Consider the following 16,643-nt stretch of genomic DNA (forward strand, 5'->3'; position numbering starts at 1 on the left):
CCGTCAAATGGAACGTATTTTCCATTTTTATTTGTCATGAAATTTTCTTTGCAAGGCTTCGGAAGATGACCTACTCTTGGTCGTGAGCGATGGCGCTTCGGCCTCGTTGTGTGGGTCATCGGAATGGAAAGCCGCCCGCCAGTCGCTCCCTCAATAACGAACGACAGACCGAGAAAGGTGGAGACAATGAGACTTTGCAGAGGCAAGGCAACGCTCAGGATTCTGGTGACGGCGTTGACGTTGGCGACGGGATTCGGCGCGGCCTCGGCCGCCCGCGCGGCGGAGGCCCACTTCGTGCTGATCAGCCACGCGCCGGATTCGGACTCGTGGTGGAACACGATCAAGAACGCGATCAAGCAGGCCGACGAGGACTTCAACGTTCAGACCGACTACCGCAACCCGCCGAACGGCGACATCGCCGACATGGCGCGTCTCGTCGAACAGGCGGCCGCGCGCAACTACGACGGCGTGATCGTGTCGATCGCCGACTTCGACGTGCTGAAGAGTTCGATCGCGAAGGTCACCGAAAAGCACATTCCGCTCGTCACGATCAATTCGGGCACCGAGGAGCAAAGCGCGAAGCTCGGCGCGATCATGCACGTCGGCCAGCCCGAGTTCGCGGCCGGCAAAGCCGCCGGAGAAAAGGCCAAGGCCGCCGGCATCAAGTCGTTCCTGTGCGTGAACCACTACGCGACGAACCCGGCTTCGTTCGAACGCTGCCGCGGTTTCGCCGAAGCGATCGGCGCCAACTTCAAAACCTCGACGCTCGACACGGGCCAGGACCCGACCGGCGTGCAGTCGAAGGTCAGCGCGTTCCTGCGCAATCATCCGGATACCCAGGCGGTGCTGACGCTCGGTCCGCTGTCGGCCGATCCGACGCTGAAGGCGCTGCAGCAGATGGGCCTCGCCGGCAAGATCTGGTTCGCGACGTTCGACTTCGACAGCGACATCGCGAAGGGCATCCAGGACGGCACGATCCAGTTCGCGATCGACCAGCAACCGTACCTGCAGGGCTATATCCCGGTTGCCGTGCTCGCGATCGTGAAGAAGGACCACACCACCGATCCGGCCAAAATCCGCGAGATCCTGCAGGCGAATCCGAAGTTCAAGGAGCGTCTTGCCACTTATGGGCTCACGCCGTCCTACGGGCCGCGCAATATCGGTTCGGGCCCGGGCTTCATCACGAAGGCCAACGTCGACAAGGTGCTGAAGTACGCGGGTCAGTACCGCTGAACGCACGGCAACGCATCGCATCGCGCGCCTGAGCCGCCGCGCCGGCGGCCAGGTTAAAAGGCAGTGACCGGCGGGACGCATGGCGTCTTGCCGGCGCCCGCCCGCTCAGCGGATTCGCAAACGCCCACGGCATTGCGCCGACCCGCCGGTCGCGGGCGTATCAAGGAGAGCTTCAATGGGTGTCGCCGACCTGTTTCATCCCCATCACCGCAAGCAACCGCCGCCTGATCCGCAGGACCCGGCGAAGTCTGCTGCGACGACCGCCTCGCAATCCGCTGCCGTCGACGAACGCGTGCGCGAGGAATCCTGGTTCCGCCATCTGCTCGGCCGACCGGAATTCGCGGCGCTCGCCGGCACCGTGATGGTGTTCATCGTGTTCGGCGTGGCGGCCGGCAACTCGGGGATGTTCAACCTCGACGGCGTGATGAACTGGGCGCAGGTCGCCGCCTATCTCGGTCTGATCTCGGTCGGCGCGTGCCTGCTGATGATTGCCGGCGAGTTCGATCTGTCGATCGGTTCGATGATCGGCTTTGCCGGCATGATGGTCGCGCTGCCGACCATGTACTTCCACTGGCCGATCTGGCTGGCGATCCTGTTCGCGTTCGTCGGCTCGATGCTGCTCGGCGCGCTCAACGGCTATCTGGTGATACGCACGCGCCTGCCGTCGTTCATCGTCACGCTCGCGTTCCTGTTCATACTGCGCGGTCTCACGCTCGCGCTATCGGTGATGTTCGCCGATCGCACCATCATCTCCGGCGTCGGCGACGTCGCACGTCAGGACTGGTTCGCGCACACGTTCTTCCAGGGCGTCGCGTTCAAAGGTCTGTTCGTGTGGCTCGGCCACCTCGGCCTCGTGAAGCTGCTCGACAACGGCACGCCGCTCGTGCCGGGCATTCCGAAGGTGCTGCTGTGGTGGCTCGTGCTCGCCGTGGTCTGCGCGTTCACGCTCGCCAGGACGCGCTTCGGCAACTGGATTTTCGCGGTCGGCGGCGATGCCAACGCGGCCAAGAACGTCGGCGTGCCGGTACGTCGCGTGAAGATTTCGCTGTTCGTGCTGACCGCGTTCTGCTCGGCCCTGTATGCAGTACTTCAGGTGTGCGACATCGGTTCGGCCGCGGCCGACCGCGGTTTGCAGGCGGAGTTCGAGGCGATCATCGCCGCGGTGATCGGCGGCACGCTGCTGACAGGCGGCTACGGCTCGGTGATCGGCGCATGCTTCGGTGCGCTGATCTTCGGCGTCGTGCAGATCGGCATCACGTACACCAACGTCGATTCCGACTGGTTCCGCGTGTTCCTCGGCGTGATGCTGCTGTTCGCCGTGCTGTTCAACCACTACGTGCGCGGCCGCGTCGCGGCATCGCGCTAGACGGAGGTTCACGATGAGCACCCCGGAACAGAACACCGACGACATCATTTTGTCGCTGGAAAACGTCAGCCGTTATTTCGGCAACATTATCGCGCTGAACGACATCACGCTGCGCCTCATACGCGGCGAAGTGCATTGCCTGCTCGGCGACAACGGCGCCGGCAAGTCGACGCTGATCAAGACGCTCGCGGGCGTGTATCAGCCGAGCAAAGGCACCTACCGGGTGGACGGCAAACCGGTGCATTTCACGTCGCCGAAAGACGCGCTCGATCTCGGTATCGCAACCGTCTACCAGGATCTCGCGCTGGTGCCGCTGCTATCGGTCGCGCGCAATTTTTTCATGGGCCGCGAGCCGCAGAAAAAGCTGTTCGGCCTTCTGAACGTGATGGACCTCGAAACCTGCGCAACCACCGCGCGCGACAAGCTCGCCGAAATGGGCATCAACGTGCGCGACCCGCATCAGCCGATCGGCACGATGTCGGGCGGCGAGCGTCAATGTCTGGCGATTGCGCGTGCGATCCACTTCGGCGCACGCGTGCTGATTCTCGACGAACCGACCGCCGCGCTCGGCGTCAAGCAGAGCTTCAACGTGCTGAAGCTGATCCACAAGGCGCGCGCCAAAGGCATCTCGGTGATCTTCATCACGCACAACGTGCACCACGCGTATCCGATCGGCGATTCGTTCACGCTGCTCAATCGCGGCCGCTCGCTCGGCACGTTCACCAAACAGACGATCAGCAAGAATGAAGTGCTCGACATGATGGCCGGCGGCGCCGAGATGCAGAAGATGATCGGCGAACTCGAAGGCGCGACGATCTGACCGATTCGCGCGGCACGTCCAGCCTCGGCGCGTTTCGCCCGGCTGGCCGACGCGCACCTACCGCGCACTGTTACTCAGGACTATTCATGGCTCACTCCAGCACCTCCAGCGGTAACGCAGCGGGCAGCCGGTTCGCGCCGGGGCGCGCCCGCGACATCGTGTGCCTCGGCCGGCTGGCCGTCGATCTGTACGCGCAGCAGGTCGGCGCACGGCTCGAAGACGTGTCGAGCTTCGCGAAGTATCTCGGCGGCTCGTCGGCGAACATCGCGTTCGGCTGCGCCCGGCTCGGGCTTGCCGCGGCCATGCTGGCGCGCGTCGGCAACGATCACATGGGGCGCTTCCTGACGGAGACGCTCACGAAGGAAGGCTGCGACGTGAGTCGCGTGCGCATCGATCACGATCGGCTGACCGCGCTCGTGCTGCTCGGCCTGAAGGACCGTGACACCTTTCCGCTGATCTTCTACCGCGAGAACTGCGCGGACATGGCGGTCGACGAGGCCGACTTCGACGAGGCGTTCATCGCGTCGTCGAAAGCGCTGCTGATCACCGGCACGCATTTCTCGACCGAGCAGGTCAATCGCACGAGCCGTCGCGCGCTCGACTACGCGCGCCGCAACGACGTGCGCACCGTGCTCGACATCGACTACCGCCCGGTGCTGTGGGGACTCACGGGCAAGGCCGACGGCGAGACGCGTTTCGTCGCGAGCGAAGGCGTCAGCGCGCATTTGCAGCGGATTCTGCCGCTGTTCGATCTGGTGATCGGCACCGAGGAAGAGTTTCGCATCGCCGGCGGCAAGACCGACCTCGCCGACGCGCTCGCGATGGTGCGCGCGGTGACGCCGGCCACGCTCGTGCTGAAACGCGGGCCGCTCGGCTGTCAGATCATCGACGGCGAGGTGCCTGCATCGCTCGACGATGCGCCGATTCATGGCGGCGTCGAAGTCGAAGTGCTGAACGTGCTCGGCGCGGGCGACGCGTTCGCTTCCGGCTTCCTGTCCGGCTGGCTGCGCGATCAGCCGCTCGACGCCTGCGCGCGCGCCGCGAATGCGAGCGGCGCGCTGGTCGTGTCTCGGCACGGCTGCTCCCCGGCGATGCCGACACCGGCCGAACTCGACTACTTCCTGCGCGAAGCGCAGGCCGATCCGCAACGCATGCGCCGCCCCGATCGCGATGCGAAGCTCGCAAGACTGCATCGCGTGTCGCCGGCGCGCAAAGCGTGGCACGAGGTGCTCGGCTTCGCTTTCGACCATCGCAACCCGTTCTTCGAACTCGCGCAGCAGACCGGTGCCGACGAAGCGCGCATTGCCCGGTTGAAGGGCTTGTTCGTCGAAGCGGTCGCGCAAACCGAACGTGCATTGAACTTGCAGGGACGCATCGGCGTACTGATCGACGACCGCTATGGTCAGGACGCGCTGAATGCCGCGACCGGTCGCGGCTGGTGGATCGGCCGCCCGGTCGAACTGCCCGGCTCCGTGCCGCTCATGTTCGATCATGGTCGTTCGATCGGCACCACGTTGATCGCGTGGCCGCAGGAACACGTCGTCAAATGCCTCGTGCAGTTTCATCCCGACGAGCCGATCGAGCAGCGGCTCGAACAGGAGGCGCAACTGCGCGCGCTGTACGACGCGACCCAGGCAAGCGGCCACGAACTGCTGCTCGAAGTGATTCCTCCGAAGCAGGCGTCGCTGCCGCAGGGACCGGACATCGTGTATCGCGCGTTAAAGCGCATCTACAACCTCGGCATCTACCCCGAGTGGTGGAAGCTCGAACCGATGGACGCCGCGCAATGGCAGGCCATCGACGCGCTGATCGCCGAGCGCGATCCGTATTGCCGTGGCGTCGTGCTGCTCGGTTTATCGGCGGCGGTCGAGCAATTGAGCGAGGGCTTTCGCGCGGCCGCGCAAGCGGCGACGTGCCGCGGCTTCACGGTCGGCCGCACGATCTTTCACGAACCGAGTCATGCGTGGCTCGCCGGTGAAATTGGCGACGACGAACTGATCGCGCGCGTGCGCCTCACGTTCGAAACGCTGATCGCCGCATGGCGCGGTGCGCGCGGCGAACCGGCGGCGCATGGCACACCTCATCACGCTCATCAGGAGCAGGCCGCATGAACGAGCGCATCATGGATGACGACACCCCATCCGCCAGCGGCGCGACGCAAGCGCACGCGCCTGCGCGCACCGGCGGCACGATTCGCCTGACGATGGCGCAGGCGCTCGTGCGCTATCTGGCCGCGCAACGCGTCGCCAGCGAAGACGGCACCAACGTCGAACCGCTGTTCGGCGGCGTGTTCGCGATTTTCGGTCACGGCAACGTCGCGGGCATCGGCGAGGCGCTGTATCAGCATCGCGACGCGCTGCCGACCTTGCGCGCGCACAACGAGCAGGCGATGGCGCACAGTGCGATCGCCTACGCGAAGGCGCACTTTCGCCGCCGCATGATGGCCGTGACGACGTCGATCGGCCCAGGTGCCACCAATCTGCTGACCGCGGCCGCGCTCGCGCACGTGAACCGTTTGCCGGTGCTGCTGTTGCCCGGCGACATCTTCGTGTCGCGCGCGCCCGATCCGGTCTTGCAGCAGGTCGAGGATTTCAACGATGGCGGCGTGTCCGCGAATGACGCGTTCAAGCCGCTGTCGCGCTACTTCGACCGCATCGTGCATCCTGCGCAATTGCTGAGCGCGCTGCCGCGCGCGATCCGCGTGCTCACCGACGCCGCGTTGTGCGGCCCCGTCACGCTGGCGCTGCCGCAGGACGTGCAGGCGCAGGCGTGGGACTTCCCGGAGGACTTTTTCACGCCGCGTGTCGTGCGCTTTCATGCACCCGCGCCGCGTAGCGACGATATCGACGCCGCGTGCGCGCGCTTGCGGCACGCGAAGCGTCCGTTGATCGTCGCGGGCGGCGGCGTGCTGTACAGCCGCGCGGCCGATGCGCTGCACCGTTTCGCGAGCGCGCATGGCGTGCCGATCGCGGAAACGCAGGCCGGCAAAAGCTCGCTCGCGTGGAATGATCCGCTGAATGCCGGCGCGCTCGGGGTGACCGGCTCAGCGGCTGCCAACGCGCTTGCGCATGACGCCGACTGCGTGCTCGCGCTCGGCACGCGGCTGCAGGACTTCACGACCGGCTCGAACACGCTGTTCACGCAAGCCGACGTGATCGCGATCAACGCGAACGGATTCGACGCGCTCAAGCATCGCGGCTTCGTCGTCGAAGCCGATGTGAAACTCGCGCTCGATGCGCTAACGGGGCCGCTGCATGGCTGGCACGCCGAGCGCAGTTGGACCGCGCGCGCACACAAGCTCGCGGCGAGCTGGCGCGACACCGTGCACACGCTCACCCATGCGCCGCAACGCGACGCGGTACTGCCCTACGAGGGCGACGTGATCGGCGCGGTGCAGCGTTCGAGCGCGCACTCGCCGACCGACGACATCGTCGTCTGCGCGGCCGGCACGCTGCCCGCCGATCTGCACAAGCTATGGCGCGCGGGCCGGCCCGGCGCGTATCACGTCGAATACGGCTATTCGTGCATGGGCTACGAGATCGCGGGCGGCCTCGGCGTCAAGCTCGCGCGGCCCGAGCGCGAGGTGATCGTGATTCTCGGCGACGGCAGCTATCTGATGATGAACAGCGAGATCGCGAGCTCGGTGATGCTCGGCGCGAAGCTGATCGTCGTCGTGCTCGACAATCGCGGCTTCGGCTGCATCAATCGACTGCAACAGGCTTGCGGTGGCGCACCGTTCAACAATCTGCTCGACGATTGCGTACACGCACCGGAAGGCGCGCCGCGCATCGACTTCGCCGCGCATGCGCGCGCGCTCGGCGCGCAAGCCGAGCATGCGCGCAATCTCGCCGAGCTCGAAGCGGCACTGCAACGCGCGCGCGCGGCGCGAGGCACGTACGTGATCAGCATCGACACCGACCCGGCTCGCACCACCGAAGACGGTGGCTGGTGGTGGGAAGTCGCGGTGCCCGAAGTATCGACGCGCACCGAGGTACGCGAGGCCCGCGCGAAGTACGACGCGCAGCTCGCCGCGCGCGCGGCGCCGCCCGCGACGCCTGCGCCGTCACAGGGCGCCGATCACGACTGAGAACCATGAGGACTCCGGCATGACTGCTTTCGACGTACGCATCGGCATCAACCCGCTGTCGTGGATGAACGACGACCTGCCGTCGATCGGCGGCGAGACGCCGCTCGAAGTCGCGCTGACCGAGGGTCGCCAGATCGGCTATCAGGGCTTCGAACTCGGCAACAAGTTTCCTCGCGAGCCGCAAGCGCTGAAAACGCTGCTCGCGCAATACGACCTCGCGCTCGTGTCCGGCTGGTACTCGGGACAACTGGCCAGGCGCAGCGTCGCCGAAGAAATCGACGCGGTCGGCCCGCATCTGGAGTTGCTCGCGCAGAACGGCGCGACCGTGATGGTGTATGGTGAAGTCGCCGATTCGATCCAGGGCGCGCCGCGCCCGCTGTATCAACGGCCGCGCTTTTTCGGCGATGCGCAATGGGCCGGCTACGCGGCACGCGTCGATGAATTCGCGCGTTATACGCTGAGTCGCGGCGTGCGGCTCGCCTATCATCATCATATGGGCGCGTACGTCGAAACGCCTGCCGACGTCGATCAGTTGATGGCGCGCACAGGCGACGCGGTCGGCCTGCTGTTCGACGCCGGGCACATCACGTTGGCGGGCGGCGATCCGTTGGCCGTGCTCGACCAACACATCGCGCGCGTTTGCCACGTGCACTGCAAGGACGTGCGCCCCGCCGTGATGAAGCTCGCACGCAATCGCAACTGGAGTTTTCTCGATGCGGTGATCGCCGGTGCGTTCACGGTGCCCGGCGACGGCGCGGTCGATTTTCCGGCGCTGATCGACCGGTTGAAGCGGCACGGTTATTGCGGCTGGCTCGTCGTCGAGGCGGAGCAGGACCCGGTGGTCGCGCCGCCGTTCGACTATGCGCAGAAGGGATATGGAACTTTGCGGGCGCTCGTCGATGCGCCGCTCGGCAAGGAGGCAGAATGAGCTTATTGGTGAAGGCAGAGCGCGAAGGCCAGACGATCGCGCGCGTGACGCCGCAGTCGGCCTGCTGGCGCTATGTGGGATTCGCCGCGTACCGGCTCGGCGCGAACGAACTCGTCTACGTGTTCGAGCCGGCGCGTGAAGCGTGCATCGTCGTGCTGAGCGGCGCGGTCGATATCGAAACGCCGGGCACGACGTGGAGCTCGCTCGGCTCACGCGACAGCGTGTTCGAAGACGCGGCGCCGTACGCGGTGTATGTGCCGCCGAATGTGCGCGCGACGGTGCGCGCATGCCGCGATGCGGAGATCGGTGTCGCGAGCGCGCCGGCCAAGGGCGAGTATCCGGCGCGGCTGATCGAGCCGGCGTCGATGAAGCGCTCGCCGCGCGGTAAGTCGCTGAATACGCGTTACGTGTGCGACATTCTTCCGCACACCGAGCCGGCGGAATCGCTGCTGGTGGTCGAAGTGAGAACGCCGGGCGGTCACGCGTCGAGCTACCCGCCGCACAAGCACGACACCGACAATATCCCGCTCGAAAGCTCGCTCGAAGAAACCTATTACCACCGGCTCGATCCGCCGCAAGGCTTCGCATTCCAACGCGTGTACACCGACTCACGCGATATCGACGAATCGATGGCCGTCGAGGATCACGACGTCGTGATGGTGCCGCGCGGCTATCACCCGGTCGTCGTGCCGTACGGCTACGACTCGTATTATCTGAACGTGATGGCGGGCAGCCAGCGGGTCTGGCATTTCCATAACGATCCGGCGCACGAATGGATCATCAACAAGGATGCTTGACTAATTTGATCGTAGTCGCGCGTCAGCCCACCCCGAGCCATTCGCGCATCACGTCGTCGCGCGACATAAACGACGCCAGCGCGCCGTCGAACACGATCTCGCCGTGCCCCATCACCGCGACGCGGCGCGCGATGTCCCGCGCGATCACGAGCCTCTGCTCGATCAGCAACATCGCGACGCCACGCTCGCGCAGCGCGTGCAGACAGGCGGCGACCTGCTGCATCACGAGACTCGCGAGCCCTTCGCCGGGCTCGTCGATCAACAGCAGATCGGGATCTCCGAGCAGCGCCCGCGCGAGCGCGAGCATCTGTTGCTCGCCGCCGGACAGCGCGCCGGCGCGCGTGCGCTTGCGCCCGGCGAGCACGGGAAAAAGCGCGTACGCGTCGTCGAGCGTGAAGCGCGGCGCGCGGCCGCGCGCACGCGATGCGGCAGCCGGCGCAATGCCGAGCAGCAGGTTTTCATGCACGCTCAGCGCGGCGAACACGTCGCGATGCTCGGCCACATAGCCGAGCCCGAGCCGCGCGATCTCGAACGTGCGCCGACCGGCGAGCGAACGCCCCGCGAAACGCAGTTCGCCCTCGCAGCGCACGAGGCCCATGATCGCGCGTGCGAGCGTCGAGCGGCCCGAGCCGTTGCGGCCGACCAGCGCGACCACTTCGCCGGGCTCGATGCTCAGCGTGACGCCGTGCAACGCCTGGCTCGCGCCGTACCACGCATTCAGGTCGCAAATGTCGAGCAGTGCGCTCATCGGCCTGCTCCGTGGTCCGGTTCATCACCCGCCCGCGCGCCTGAGCCGACGTCGAAGCGTTCACCCAGATACGCGGCCCGTACCGCCGCGTCGGCGCGAATCGCGGCCGGCGATCCACTTGCGATGATGCGCCCTTGCACCAGCACCGAAATGCGATCGGCGATCGCGAACACCGCATCCATATCGTGCTCGACCATCAGCAGCGTGCGGCCGGCGGTGGTGTCGCGGATCAGCTCGATCGCGCGTGCCGCTTCCGCGCGGTTCATGCCCGCCGTCGGTTCGTCGAGCAGCAGCGTGTGCGCGCCGCCCGCGAGCGCGATGCCGAGGTCGAGCGCGCGCTGCTCCGCGTAGCTGAGCGTGCCGGCCGCGACGTCGCGGCGCGCGCCGAGGCCGACCGCGTCGAGCACGTCGGCCGCGCGCGCATCGACCGCGGCCGTGCCGGTCAGACGCTGCCACCAGCGCGTGCGATCGCGCTCGGCAAGCTGCGCCGCGCAGCGCAGGTTGTCGAACACGGACAGCCGCGCGAACACGCTGGTGCTCTGAAAGCTGCGCGCGAGGCCACGGCGCGCGATCGCGGCCGGCGCGAGCCGCGTGATGTCCGCGCCGAACAGGTGGATACGCCCCGCGCTCGGCCGCGCGCCGCCCCCGATCAGGTTGAACAGCGTGGACTTGCCCGCGCCGTTCGGGCCGATCAGCGCGTGCCGCTCGCCTGGCTCGATCGCGAGATCGACGCCGCGCAGAATTTGCGTCGAGCCGAAACGCTTTTCGATGCCGTGGAGCGCGAGTGCGGGGATCATCGTGCGGCTCCGGGGAATCGTGCCGCGCGTGCATGGGCCGTGAGGCGCGCATGCGCGCGCAGCGCATGGCGCGTGGTCAGCGCGGCCAGAGCGGCGAGCGCAACGAGCGCCAGCGCAAGAGGAAGCGGCGAGGCGGCAAGCGCCGACAGCGGCGGCGCGACGGTGACATCGGTACCCGCGCCAGCGCCCGCACCTGCACCGGCGCCGAACCATGCGCCGAACAACCCACCTGAAACCGCACCTTCGTCCGCGCCGAACTGCGCCGCATAGGCCCACTGCACCGCGAACACGATGGCCGCGAGCCACAGCAACCCCGCCGCCGCGCTCCACCAATACGCGGCACGGCAACGTCGCCAGCCGTTGGCGGCAATCCGCGCCGTCTGCCGCGAGGCAAAGCCGGCGAGCCCATCCGGCGCGGCCAGCACGACGACGACGAAGAACAGTCCGAGATAGAACAGCCACGCCCGCGTGACACTGGCGACCACCACGCTGAAAAACGTCAGCACGATCGCCCCCGCGACCGGCCCGAAGAACGCCGCCGTGCCGCCGATCACGGTCGCGATCAGCACCGCGCCCGAGCGCATCATGCCGACGCTCTCAGTCGATACGAGCTCGATATTGATCAGCCCGAGCGTGCCCGCGACGCCCGCGAAAAACGCCGACAGCACGATCACGCCATAGCGAATCCGCCGCGGATAGCAGCCGATCGCCGCCGCGCGCGCCGGGTTGTCGCGCACGGCATTCGCGAGCCGCATGAACGGTGTGCGCGACAGCGCGAACATCGCGACACTGGCCACGACGCTCCACAGCGCGATCAGCGCATAGGCCTCGCGCGCCGGACCGAAGCTCCAGCCGCCGAACAGTGGCCCGCTCGCGCGATCGATCGCGACGCCCGCCTCGCCGCCGAACCAGCCCGGCAGCGTCCACGCGGCCGCGACGACGAGCTCGCCGAGACCGAGCGTGATCATCGCGAATGCGGTGCCGGCACGGCGCGTCGCGATGAAGCCGAACAGCACGCCGCACAGCGCGCCGCCGATGCCGCCGAGCAACGGCAGCAGCACGAGCGGCACGCCGCCCGCGTTGAACACCCGCGCGGCGATCAACGCGCCGAGCCCCGCATAAGCGGCGTGCCCGAACGACAGCAGCCCGGTCCCGCCGAGCAGCAGGTTGTACGACAGCGCGAACACGATCATCGTCGCGCTTTGCGCGAGATAGCCGAGCAGCCAGCTGTGCGGCCAGATGAAAGGCGGTACGGCCAGAAAGGCGACGAGCGCGAGCCACGGCGCGAGCGCACGGCCGCCCCCGCGAGGCGGCACCTCGCTTTCCAGCGCGTTTGACGACCCGCTCCGCTTACGCATGATCGTCACGCCGTCCGAACAGCCCGCGCGGCCTCGTCGCCAGCACCGCGACGAGCAGCAGGTACGGCAGCAGCGGCGCCAGTTGCGCGAGCGTCAGCGCGTCCCATGCGGGCGGCAGCACCGCGCCGGCGAGCGACACCACGTCGCCCAACGACAGATCGCTCGCGACCGCCAGCGTTTGCAGGCACCCCACCAGCAGCGACGCGACGAGCGCCCCGCTCAGCGACCCGAGCCCGCCGATCACGACCACGACGAACACGATCGAGCCGAGCGACTCCGCCATCGCCGGCTCGATGACGAACAGCGGCGCGCCGATCACGCCGGCCAGTGCGGCGAGCGCGGTGCCGGCCGCGAACACGCCGGTGAACACGCGCGGCACGTCGTGCCCGAGCGCTTCGACGGCCTGCGCATGCGTGAGCGCGGCGCGCACGATCAAGCCAATCTTCGACACGCGCAGCATCGCGACGAGCGCCGCGAGCATCGCGAGCGACACCGCCATCATGAACGCGCGGTAGCGCGTGAAGACCGCGCCGTACAGCGAGAACAGCGGACCGTCGAGCACCGCCGGAATCCTCGCCGACAGCGGACCGAGCCCCCAGCCGAGCTTGACGAATTCGCCGAGCAGATAGGCGGCGCCGAACGTCAGCAGCAGTTCGGGCAGATGCCCGTGCCCGCGCCCGCGCACGCGCCGCAGCAGCCAGCGTTCGAGCGCCGCGCCGAGCAGCCCGACGAGGAGCGGCGCAACCACCAGCGCGCTCCAGAAGCCGGCGCGCGACGCCACCGAAAAGCCGACGTACGCGCCGAGCATATAGAAGCTCGCATGCGCGAAGTTGAGCACGCCGAGCATGCTGAAGATCAGCGTCAGCCCGGCCGACAGCATGAATAGCAACAGCCCGTAGCTCAGGCCGTTGAGCAGAGTGATGATGAACGACTGCACGCGTCTAGTCCGCCGGCCCGACGACGCACAACGGTTCGAGCGCCGCGCGCAGCTCGGCGGGCAGGTTCACGGGACGGCGCGTCGCGCGATCCACGTAGACGTGCACGAAGTGCCCTTGCGCGGCGGGCTCGGCGTCGCCGTCGCGAAATAGCCCCACCTCGTAGCGCACGCTCGACGTGCCGAGCCGCGCGACGCGCAAGCCCGCCTCGATGCGATCGGGAAACACGAGCGGCGCGAAGTAGTTGCACTGCGTCTCGACGACCAGCCCGATCGTCGTGCCGTGTTCGAAATCGAGTACGCGCGCGCGGACCAGATACTCGTTCACGACGGTGTCGAAATAGCTGTAGTAGACGACGTTGTTCACGTGGCCGTAGACGTCGTTGTCCATCCAGCGCGTGGTGATCGGCAGGAAATGCGGATACGCGGCGCGGCCGGCGGGGGCGGGTTTGTTCATCGGAGGTGGCGGTGGGTGGATGCGAGGATCACAGCGACTCGGTCAGCATGCGGCGATAGTCGTCGGCGCTCGCCTCGCGCGGATTCGTGCGATGACAATGGTCGACCAGCGCGCCCTGCACGACCTTGTCGAACATGCTTTCGTCGACGCCCATTTGCCTGAGGCCGGTCGGCAGTCCAAGCCGCGCCGTCATGTCGAACAGCGCCTGCGCGAGATCCGCATGCTCGGGCACCCCCATCACGCGACGCATGCGCGCATAGCGACGCTCGGCCACCACGCTCGGCGCGCGCTCGTTGAAGCGCAGCACCGCGGGCAGCACGACCGCGTTCAGCGTGCCGTGATGCAGCGACGTGCGGCCGTTCACCTTCAGGCCGCCCAGCGGATGCGACAGCGAGTGCACACAGCCGAGGCCCTTCTGGAACGCCATCCCGCCCTGCATCGACGCGCTCATCATGTTCAGGCGCGCCTCGCGATCGCGGCCGTCCGCGCACGCGCGCTCGATGCTGTGCCACGCGCGTTCGAGGCCGTCGAGCGCGATACCGTCGGCGGGCGGATTGAAGGCCGGCGCGAGGAAGGTCTCGATGCAATGCGCGATCGCGTCCATGCCGGTCGCGGCGGTCAGCCCCGGCGGCAAGCCGAGCGTGAGACCGGGATCGCACAGCGCCGATTTCGGCAGCAGATTCCACGAGTGAAAGCCGAGCTTGCGGCCGTCGTTCAGAATCACGATCGCGCCGCGCGCGACTTCGCTGCCAGTGCCGGCGGTGGTCGGAATCGCGATCAGCGGCGCGACGGCGTCGGTGATCTTCGCGCTGCCGCCTTCGATCGTCGCGTACTGCGTGAGCGGCCCCGGATGCGTGGCCGCGATCGCGACGCCCTTCGCGAGATCGATCGACGAACCGCCGCCCACCGCGATCAGCCCGTCGCAGCGCTCGTCGCGATACACCTGGGCGGCCGCGAGCACCATTTCCTCGGTCGGGTTCGACGGCGTGTCGTCGAACAGCGGCACGTCGCCGAGCTTCAGCGCGTCGAGTGCCTGCCGCGCGATGCCGGCCGCGACGACGCCCTTGTCGCTGATCACCAGAGGCCGCTCGATGCCGATGCGCGTGCACTCGGACGACAGTTGCGACAGGGCGTCGTAGCCCAGATGAATATGGGTCAGGTAGTAGATGTAGGCCATGCCGTTTTCTCCCTGAGCGTGCGCTCATTGACCGCCGGTTGACGTGGATGATCGGTTCGGTGATGCGTCGATGGATGTGCCGAGTCGTGTGGTGTCGCGTGCGTTGTGGGCTGTCTCCATGTTGGCTGTGATTTCTGCGTCGTCTGTGTGCTGGCTAATGTTGCGGCTCGATGGGCCGAACGCCTCACTGCCCCGGCCGCTCGACGAATTCGAACGGCAACCCGCGTCGCCGCATCCATTCGCCGAGCGCCTGGCCGGTGCCCGCGCGCCACGGCCGCAGCTTCGCGGGCTCGACGAGCCGGTATTCGAGCAGCTCGGGCGACAGCGCGATCGTCCCATGCGCCTTTACGTGATACGCGATGATCAGCTCGTTCTTGCGGATGAATTCGTACACGCCGATCAGCTCGACCGACCCGGCGTGCAGCGACGTCTCCTCCATCACTTCGCGCGCGATGCCCTGCTCCGGCGTCTCGCCGTTTTCGAGGAAGCCGGTGATCAGCGCGAACATGCCCTCGGGCCACGCCGCATTGCGCGCGAGCAGGATCTTGCCCTCGTACTCGACGATCGCCGCGACGACCGGCAGCGGGTTATTCCAATGGACGTAGCCGCACTCGGTATCGGGACAGCTCTGACGGACGCGGCCGCCCTCGTGGTCGGGGTCGGCGCGTTCGGTCAGGGGCTTCGCGCAGCGGGGACAGAATCGGTACTCGGTCATGGCGGGGGACGTCTCTTTGTTTCGTGTTTTCTGGCGGGGCGTAGTTGGGTGGCTTTGCGCGTGTGCCGAGTGGTGCATCGAGGCGCCGGTGGTAACTCGGGTTCCAGCAACCTCACGCGTCTTCCATCACGCGACGCACAGCTCACGCACGTCGGCGGCGAAACGCTCGACCGTGTCGGACTGCGTGTCCCACGCGCACATCAGCCGGCAACCGCCCGCGCCGATGAACTCGTAGAACTTCCAGCCGCGCGCGCGCATCGCCTTCGCGGCATGCGGCGGCAACTGCGCGAACACCGCGTTCGATTCGCTCGCAAACATGATGCTCACGCCGGGGATTTCCTGCAACCGCGTCTCCAGCAGACGCGCCATCGCGTTCGCGTGACGCGCATTGCGCAACCACACGTCGTTGTCGAGCAGGCCGAGCCACGGCGCGGAGATGAAGCGCATCTTCGATGCGAGCTGTCCCGCCTGCTTCAACCGATAGGCGAAATCGTCGGCGAGCGCGCGGTCGAAGAACACCACCGCCTCGCCGACCGGCAAGCCGTTCTTGGTGCCGCCGAAACACAGCACGTCGACGCCCGCGCGCCACGTAATCTCCGACGGATGCACGTCGAGCGCGGCGACCGCGTTCGCGAAGCGCGCGCCGTCCATGTGCACCTTCAGATGACGACGCTTCGCGATCGCCGCGATGGCGCGCACTTCCTCGACGCTGTAGACGGTGCCGACCTCGGTCGACTGCGTCAGCGTGACGACCTTGGGCTTCGGATAGTGGATATCGGCGCGCCGCGTGACGATGGACTCGATCGCATCGGGCGTGAGCTTGCCGGCGATGCCCGGCGCCGTCAGCAGTTTCGAGCCACCTGAAAAGAACTCGGGACCGCCGCATTCGTCGGTCTCGATGTGCGCGAGTTCGTGGCAAATCACCGAGTGGTACGACTGGCACAGCGACGCGAGCGCGAGCGAATTGGCCGCCGTGCCGTTGAACACGAAGAACACTTCGCAATCGGTCTGAAACAGGTCGCGCAGACGGTCGCAGACCTGGTTGGTCCAGGAGTCGTCGCCGTAGGACGGCTCGTGGCCGCTGTTGTTGGCGGCGATCAGCGCGTCGAGCGCTTCGGGACAGATGCCGGCGTAGTTGTCGGACGCGAAATGTTGCATGGTCGAGCGACGCGCCCGGCGACAGGCGCGAGGGAATGACGGAAAGCGGTCATTTTAGTGCGCTCGTG

General features: G+C 67.2%; 15 protein-coding genes. 7 read left to right on the forward strand and 8 right to left on the reverse strand.

Annotated elements, in window-relative coordinates:
* Positions 1 to 186 precede the first annotated feature (186 nt).
* The 7 genes from OKW27_RS23415 (at position 187) to iolB (ending at position 9,231) form a co-directional block, all read left to right on the forward strand.
* Positions 187 to 1,233, forward strand: coding sequence for a sugar ABC transporter substrate-binding protein (locus OKW27_RS23415; protein WP_429335032.1), 1,047 nt, complete (start codon positions 187 to 189; stop codon positions 1,231 to 1,233).
* A 175-nt stretch (positions 1,234 to 1,408) separates the two neighbouring features.
* Positions 1,409 to 2,599, forward strand: a complete 1,191-nt coding sequence (locus OKW27_RS23420) for an ABC transporter permease (RefSeq protein WP_090801041.1) — start codon at positions 1,409 to 1,411, stop codon at positions 2,597 to 2,599.
* A gap of 13 nt (positions 2,600 to 2,612) precedes the next feature.
* Positions 2,613 to 3,419 (forward strand): ATP-binding cassette domain-containing protein, encoded by an 807-nt coding sequence (locus OKW27_RS23425; RefSeq protein WP_090801043.1) that lies wholly within the window; start codon positions 2,613 to 2,615, stop codon positions 3,417 to 3,419.
* An 86-nt stretch (positions 3,420 to 3,505) separates the two neighbouring features.
* Positions 3,506 to 5,530: a bifunctional 5-dehydro-2-deoxygluconokinase/5-dehydro-2-deoxyphosphogluconate aldolase gene (locus OKW27_RS23430; protein ID WP_429335033.1), complete on the forward strand. Its 2,025-nt coding sequence runs from the start codon at positions 3,506 to 3,508 to the stop codon at positions 5,528 to 5,530.
* The gene (iolD, locus tag OKW27_RS23435; RefSeq protein WP_429335034.1) at positions 5,527 to 7,506 is read left to right on the forward strand and encodes a 3D-(3,5/4)-trihydroxycyclohexane-1,2-dione acylhydrolase (decyclizing); all 1,980 of its coding nucleotides are present in this window, start codon (positions 5,527 to 5,529) and stop codon (positions 7,504 to 7,506) included. The genes OKW27_RS23430 and iolD overlap by 4 nt, the downstream gene beginning before the upstream one ends.
* A 19-nt stretch (positions 7,507 to 7,525) precedes the next feature.
* Positions 7,526 to 8,434: a myo-inosose-2 dehydratase gene (gene iolE / locus OKW27_RS23440; protein WP_429335035.1), complete on the forward strand. Its 909-nt coding sequence runs from the start codon at positions 7,526 to 7,528 to the stop codon at positions 8,432 to 8,434.
* Positions 8,431 to 9,231 (forward strand): 5-deoxy-glucuronate isomerase, encoded by an 801-nt coding sequence (gene iolB / locus OKW27_RS23445; RefSeq protein WP_429335036.1) that lies wholly within the window; start codon positions 8,431 to 8,433, stop codon positions 9,229 to 9,231. Before iolE ends, iolB begins: the two co-directional genes overlap by 4 nt.
* Positions 9,232 to 9,253: 22 nt before the next feature.
* On the opposite strand, the gene OKW27_RS23450 is transcribed toward iolB, so the two are convergent.
* The 8 genes from OKW27_RS23450 to OKW27_RS23485 form a co-directional block, all read right to left on the reverse strand.
* On the reverse strand, positions 9,254 to 9,979 hold the full coding sequence (locus tag OKW27_RS23450) for an ABC transporter ATP-binding protein (protein WP_429335037.1): 726 nt from the start codon (positions 9,977 to 9,979) through the stop codon (positions 9,254 to 9,256).
* A complete protein-coding gene (locus tag OKW27_RS23455; protein WP_187610867.1) occupies positions 9,976 to 10,776 on the reverse strand; it encodes an ABC transporter ATP-binding protein in 801 nt (266 codons plus the stop codon). Before OKW27_RS23455 ends, OKW27_RS23450 begins: the two co-directional genes overlap by 4 nt.
* Positions 10,773 to 12,134 (reverse strand): branched-chain amino acid ABC transporter permease, encoded by a 1,362-nt coding sequence (locus tag OKW27_RS23460; protein ID WP_429335038.1) that lies wholly within the window; start codon positions 12,132 to 12,134, stop codon positions 10,773 to 10,775. Before OKW27_RS23460 ends, OKW27_RS23455 begins: the two co-directional genes overlap by 4 nt.
* Positions 12,127 to 13,071, reverse strand: a complete 945-nt coding sequence (locus OKW27_RS23465; RefSeq protein WP_429335039.1) for a branched-chain amino acid ABC transporter permease — start codon at positions 13,069 to 13,071, stop codon at positions 12,127 to 12,129. Before OKW27_RS23465 ends, OKW27_RS23460 begins: the two co-directional genes overlap by 8 nt.
* A 4-nt stretch (positions 13,072 to 13,075) precedes the next feature.
* A complete protein-coding gene (locus OKW27_RS23470; protein ID WP_187610865.1) occupies positions 13,076 to 13,525 on the reverse strand; it encodes an acyl-CoA thioesterase in 450 nt (149 codons plus the stop codon).
* A 28-nt stretch (positions 13,526 to 13,553) separates the two neighbouring features.
* Positions 13,554 to 14,702 (reverse strand): iron-containing alcohol dehydrogenase, encoded by a 1,149-nt coding sequence (locus OKW27_RS23475; RefSeq protein WP_184061468.1) that lies wholly within the window; start codon positions 14,700 to 14,702, stop codon positions 13,554 to 13,556.
* Between the two features lie 184 nt (positions 14,703 to 14,886).
* Positions 14,887 to 15,417 carry an NUDIX domain-containing protein gene (locus OKW27_RS23480; RefSeq protein ID WP_090801064.1) on the reverse strand — a complete coding sequence of 177 codons (531 nt, stop codon included), beginning with the start codon at positions 15,415 to 15,417 and terminating at the stop codon, positions 14,887 to 14,889.
* 126 nt (positions 15,418 to 15,543) lie between these two features.
* Complete coding sequence (locus tag OKW27_RS23485) at positions 15,544 to 16,575, reverse strand: threonine aldolase family protein (protein ID WP_429335040.1); 1,032 nt, start codon at positions 16,573 to 16,575, stop codon at positions 15,544 to 15,546.
* Positions 16,576 to 16,643: the final 68 nt, after the last annotated feature.

It is taken from the genome of Paraburkholderia sp. 35.1 (assembly GCF_050436525.1).
Lineage (GTDB): Bacteria > Pseudomonadota > Gammaproteobacteria > Burkholderiales > Burkholderiaceae > Paraburkholderia > Paraburkholderia tuberum.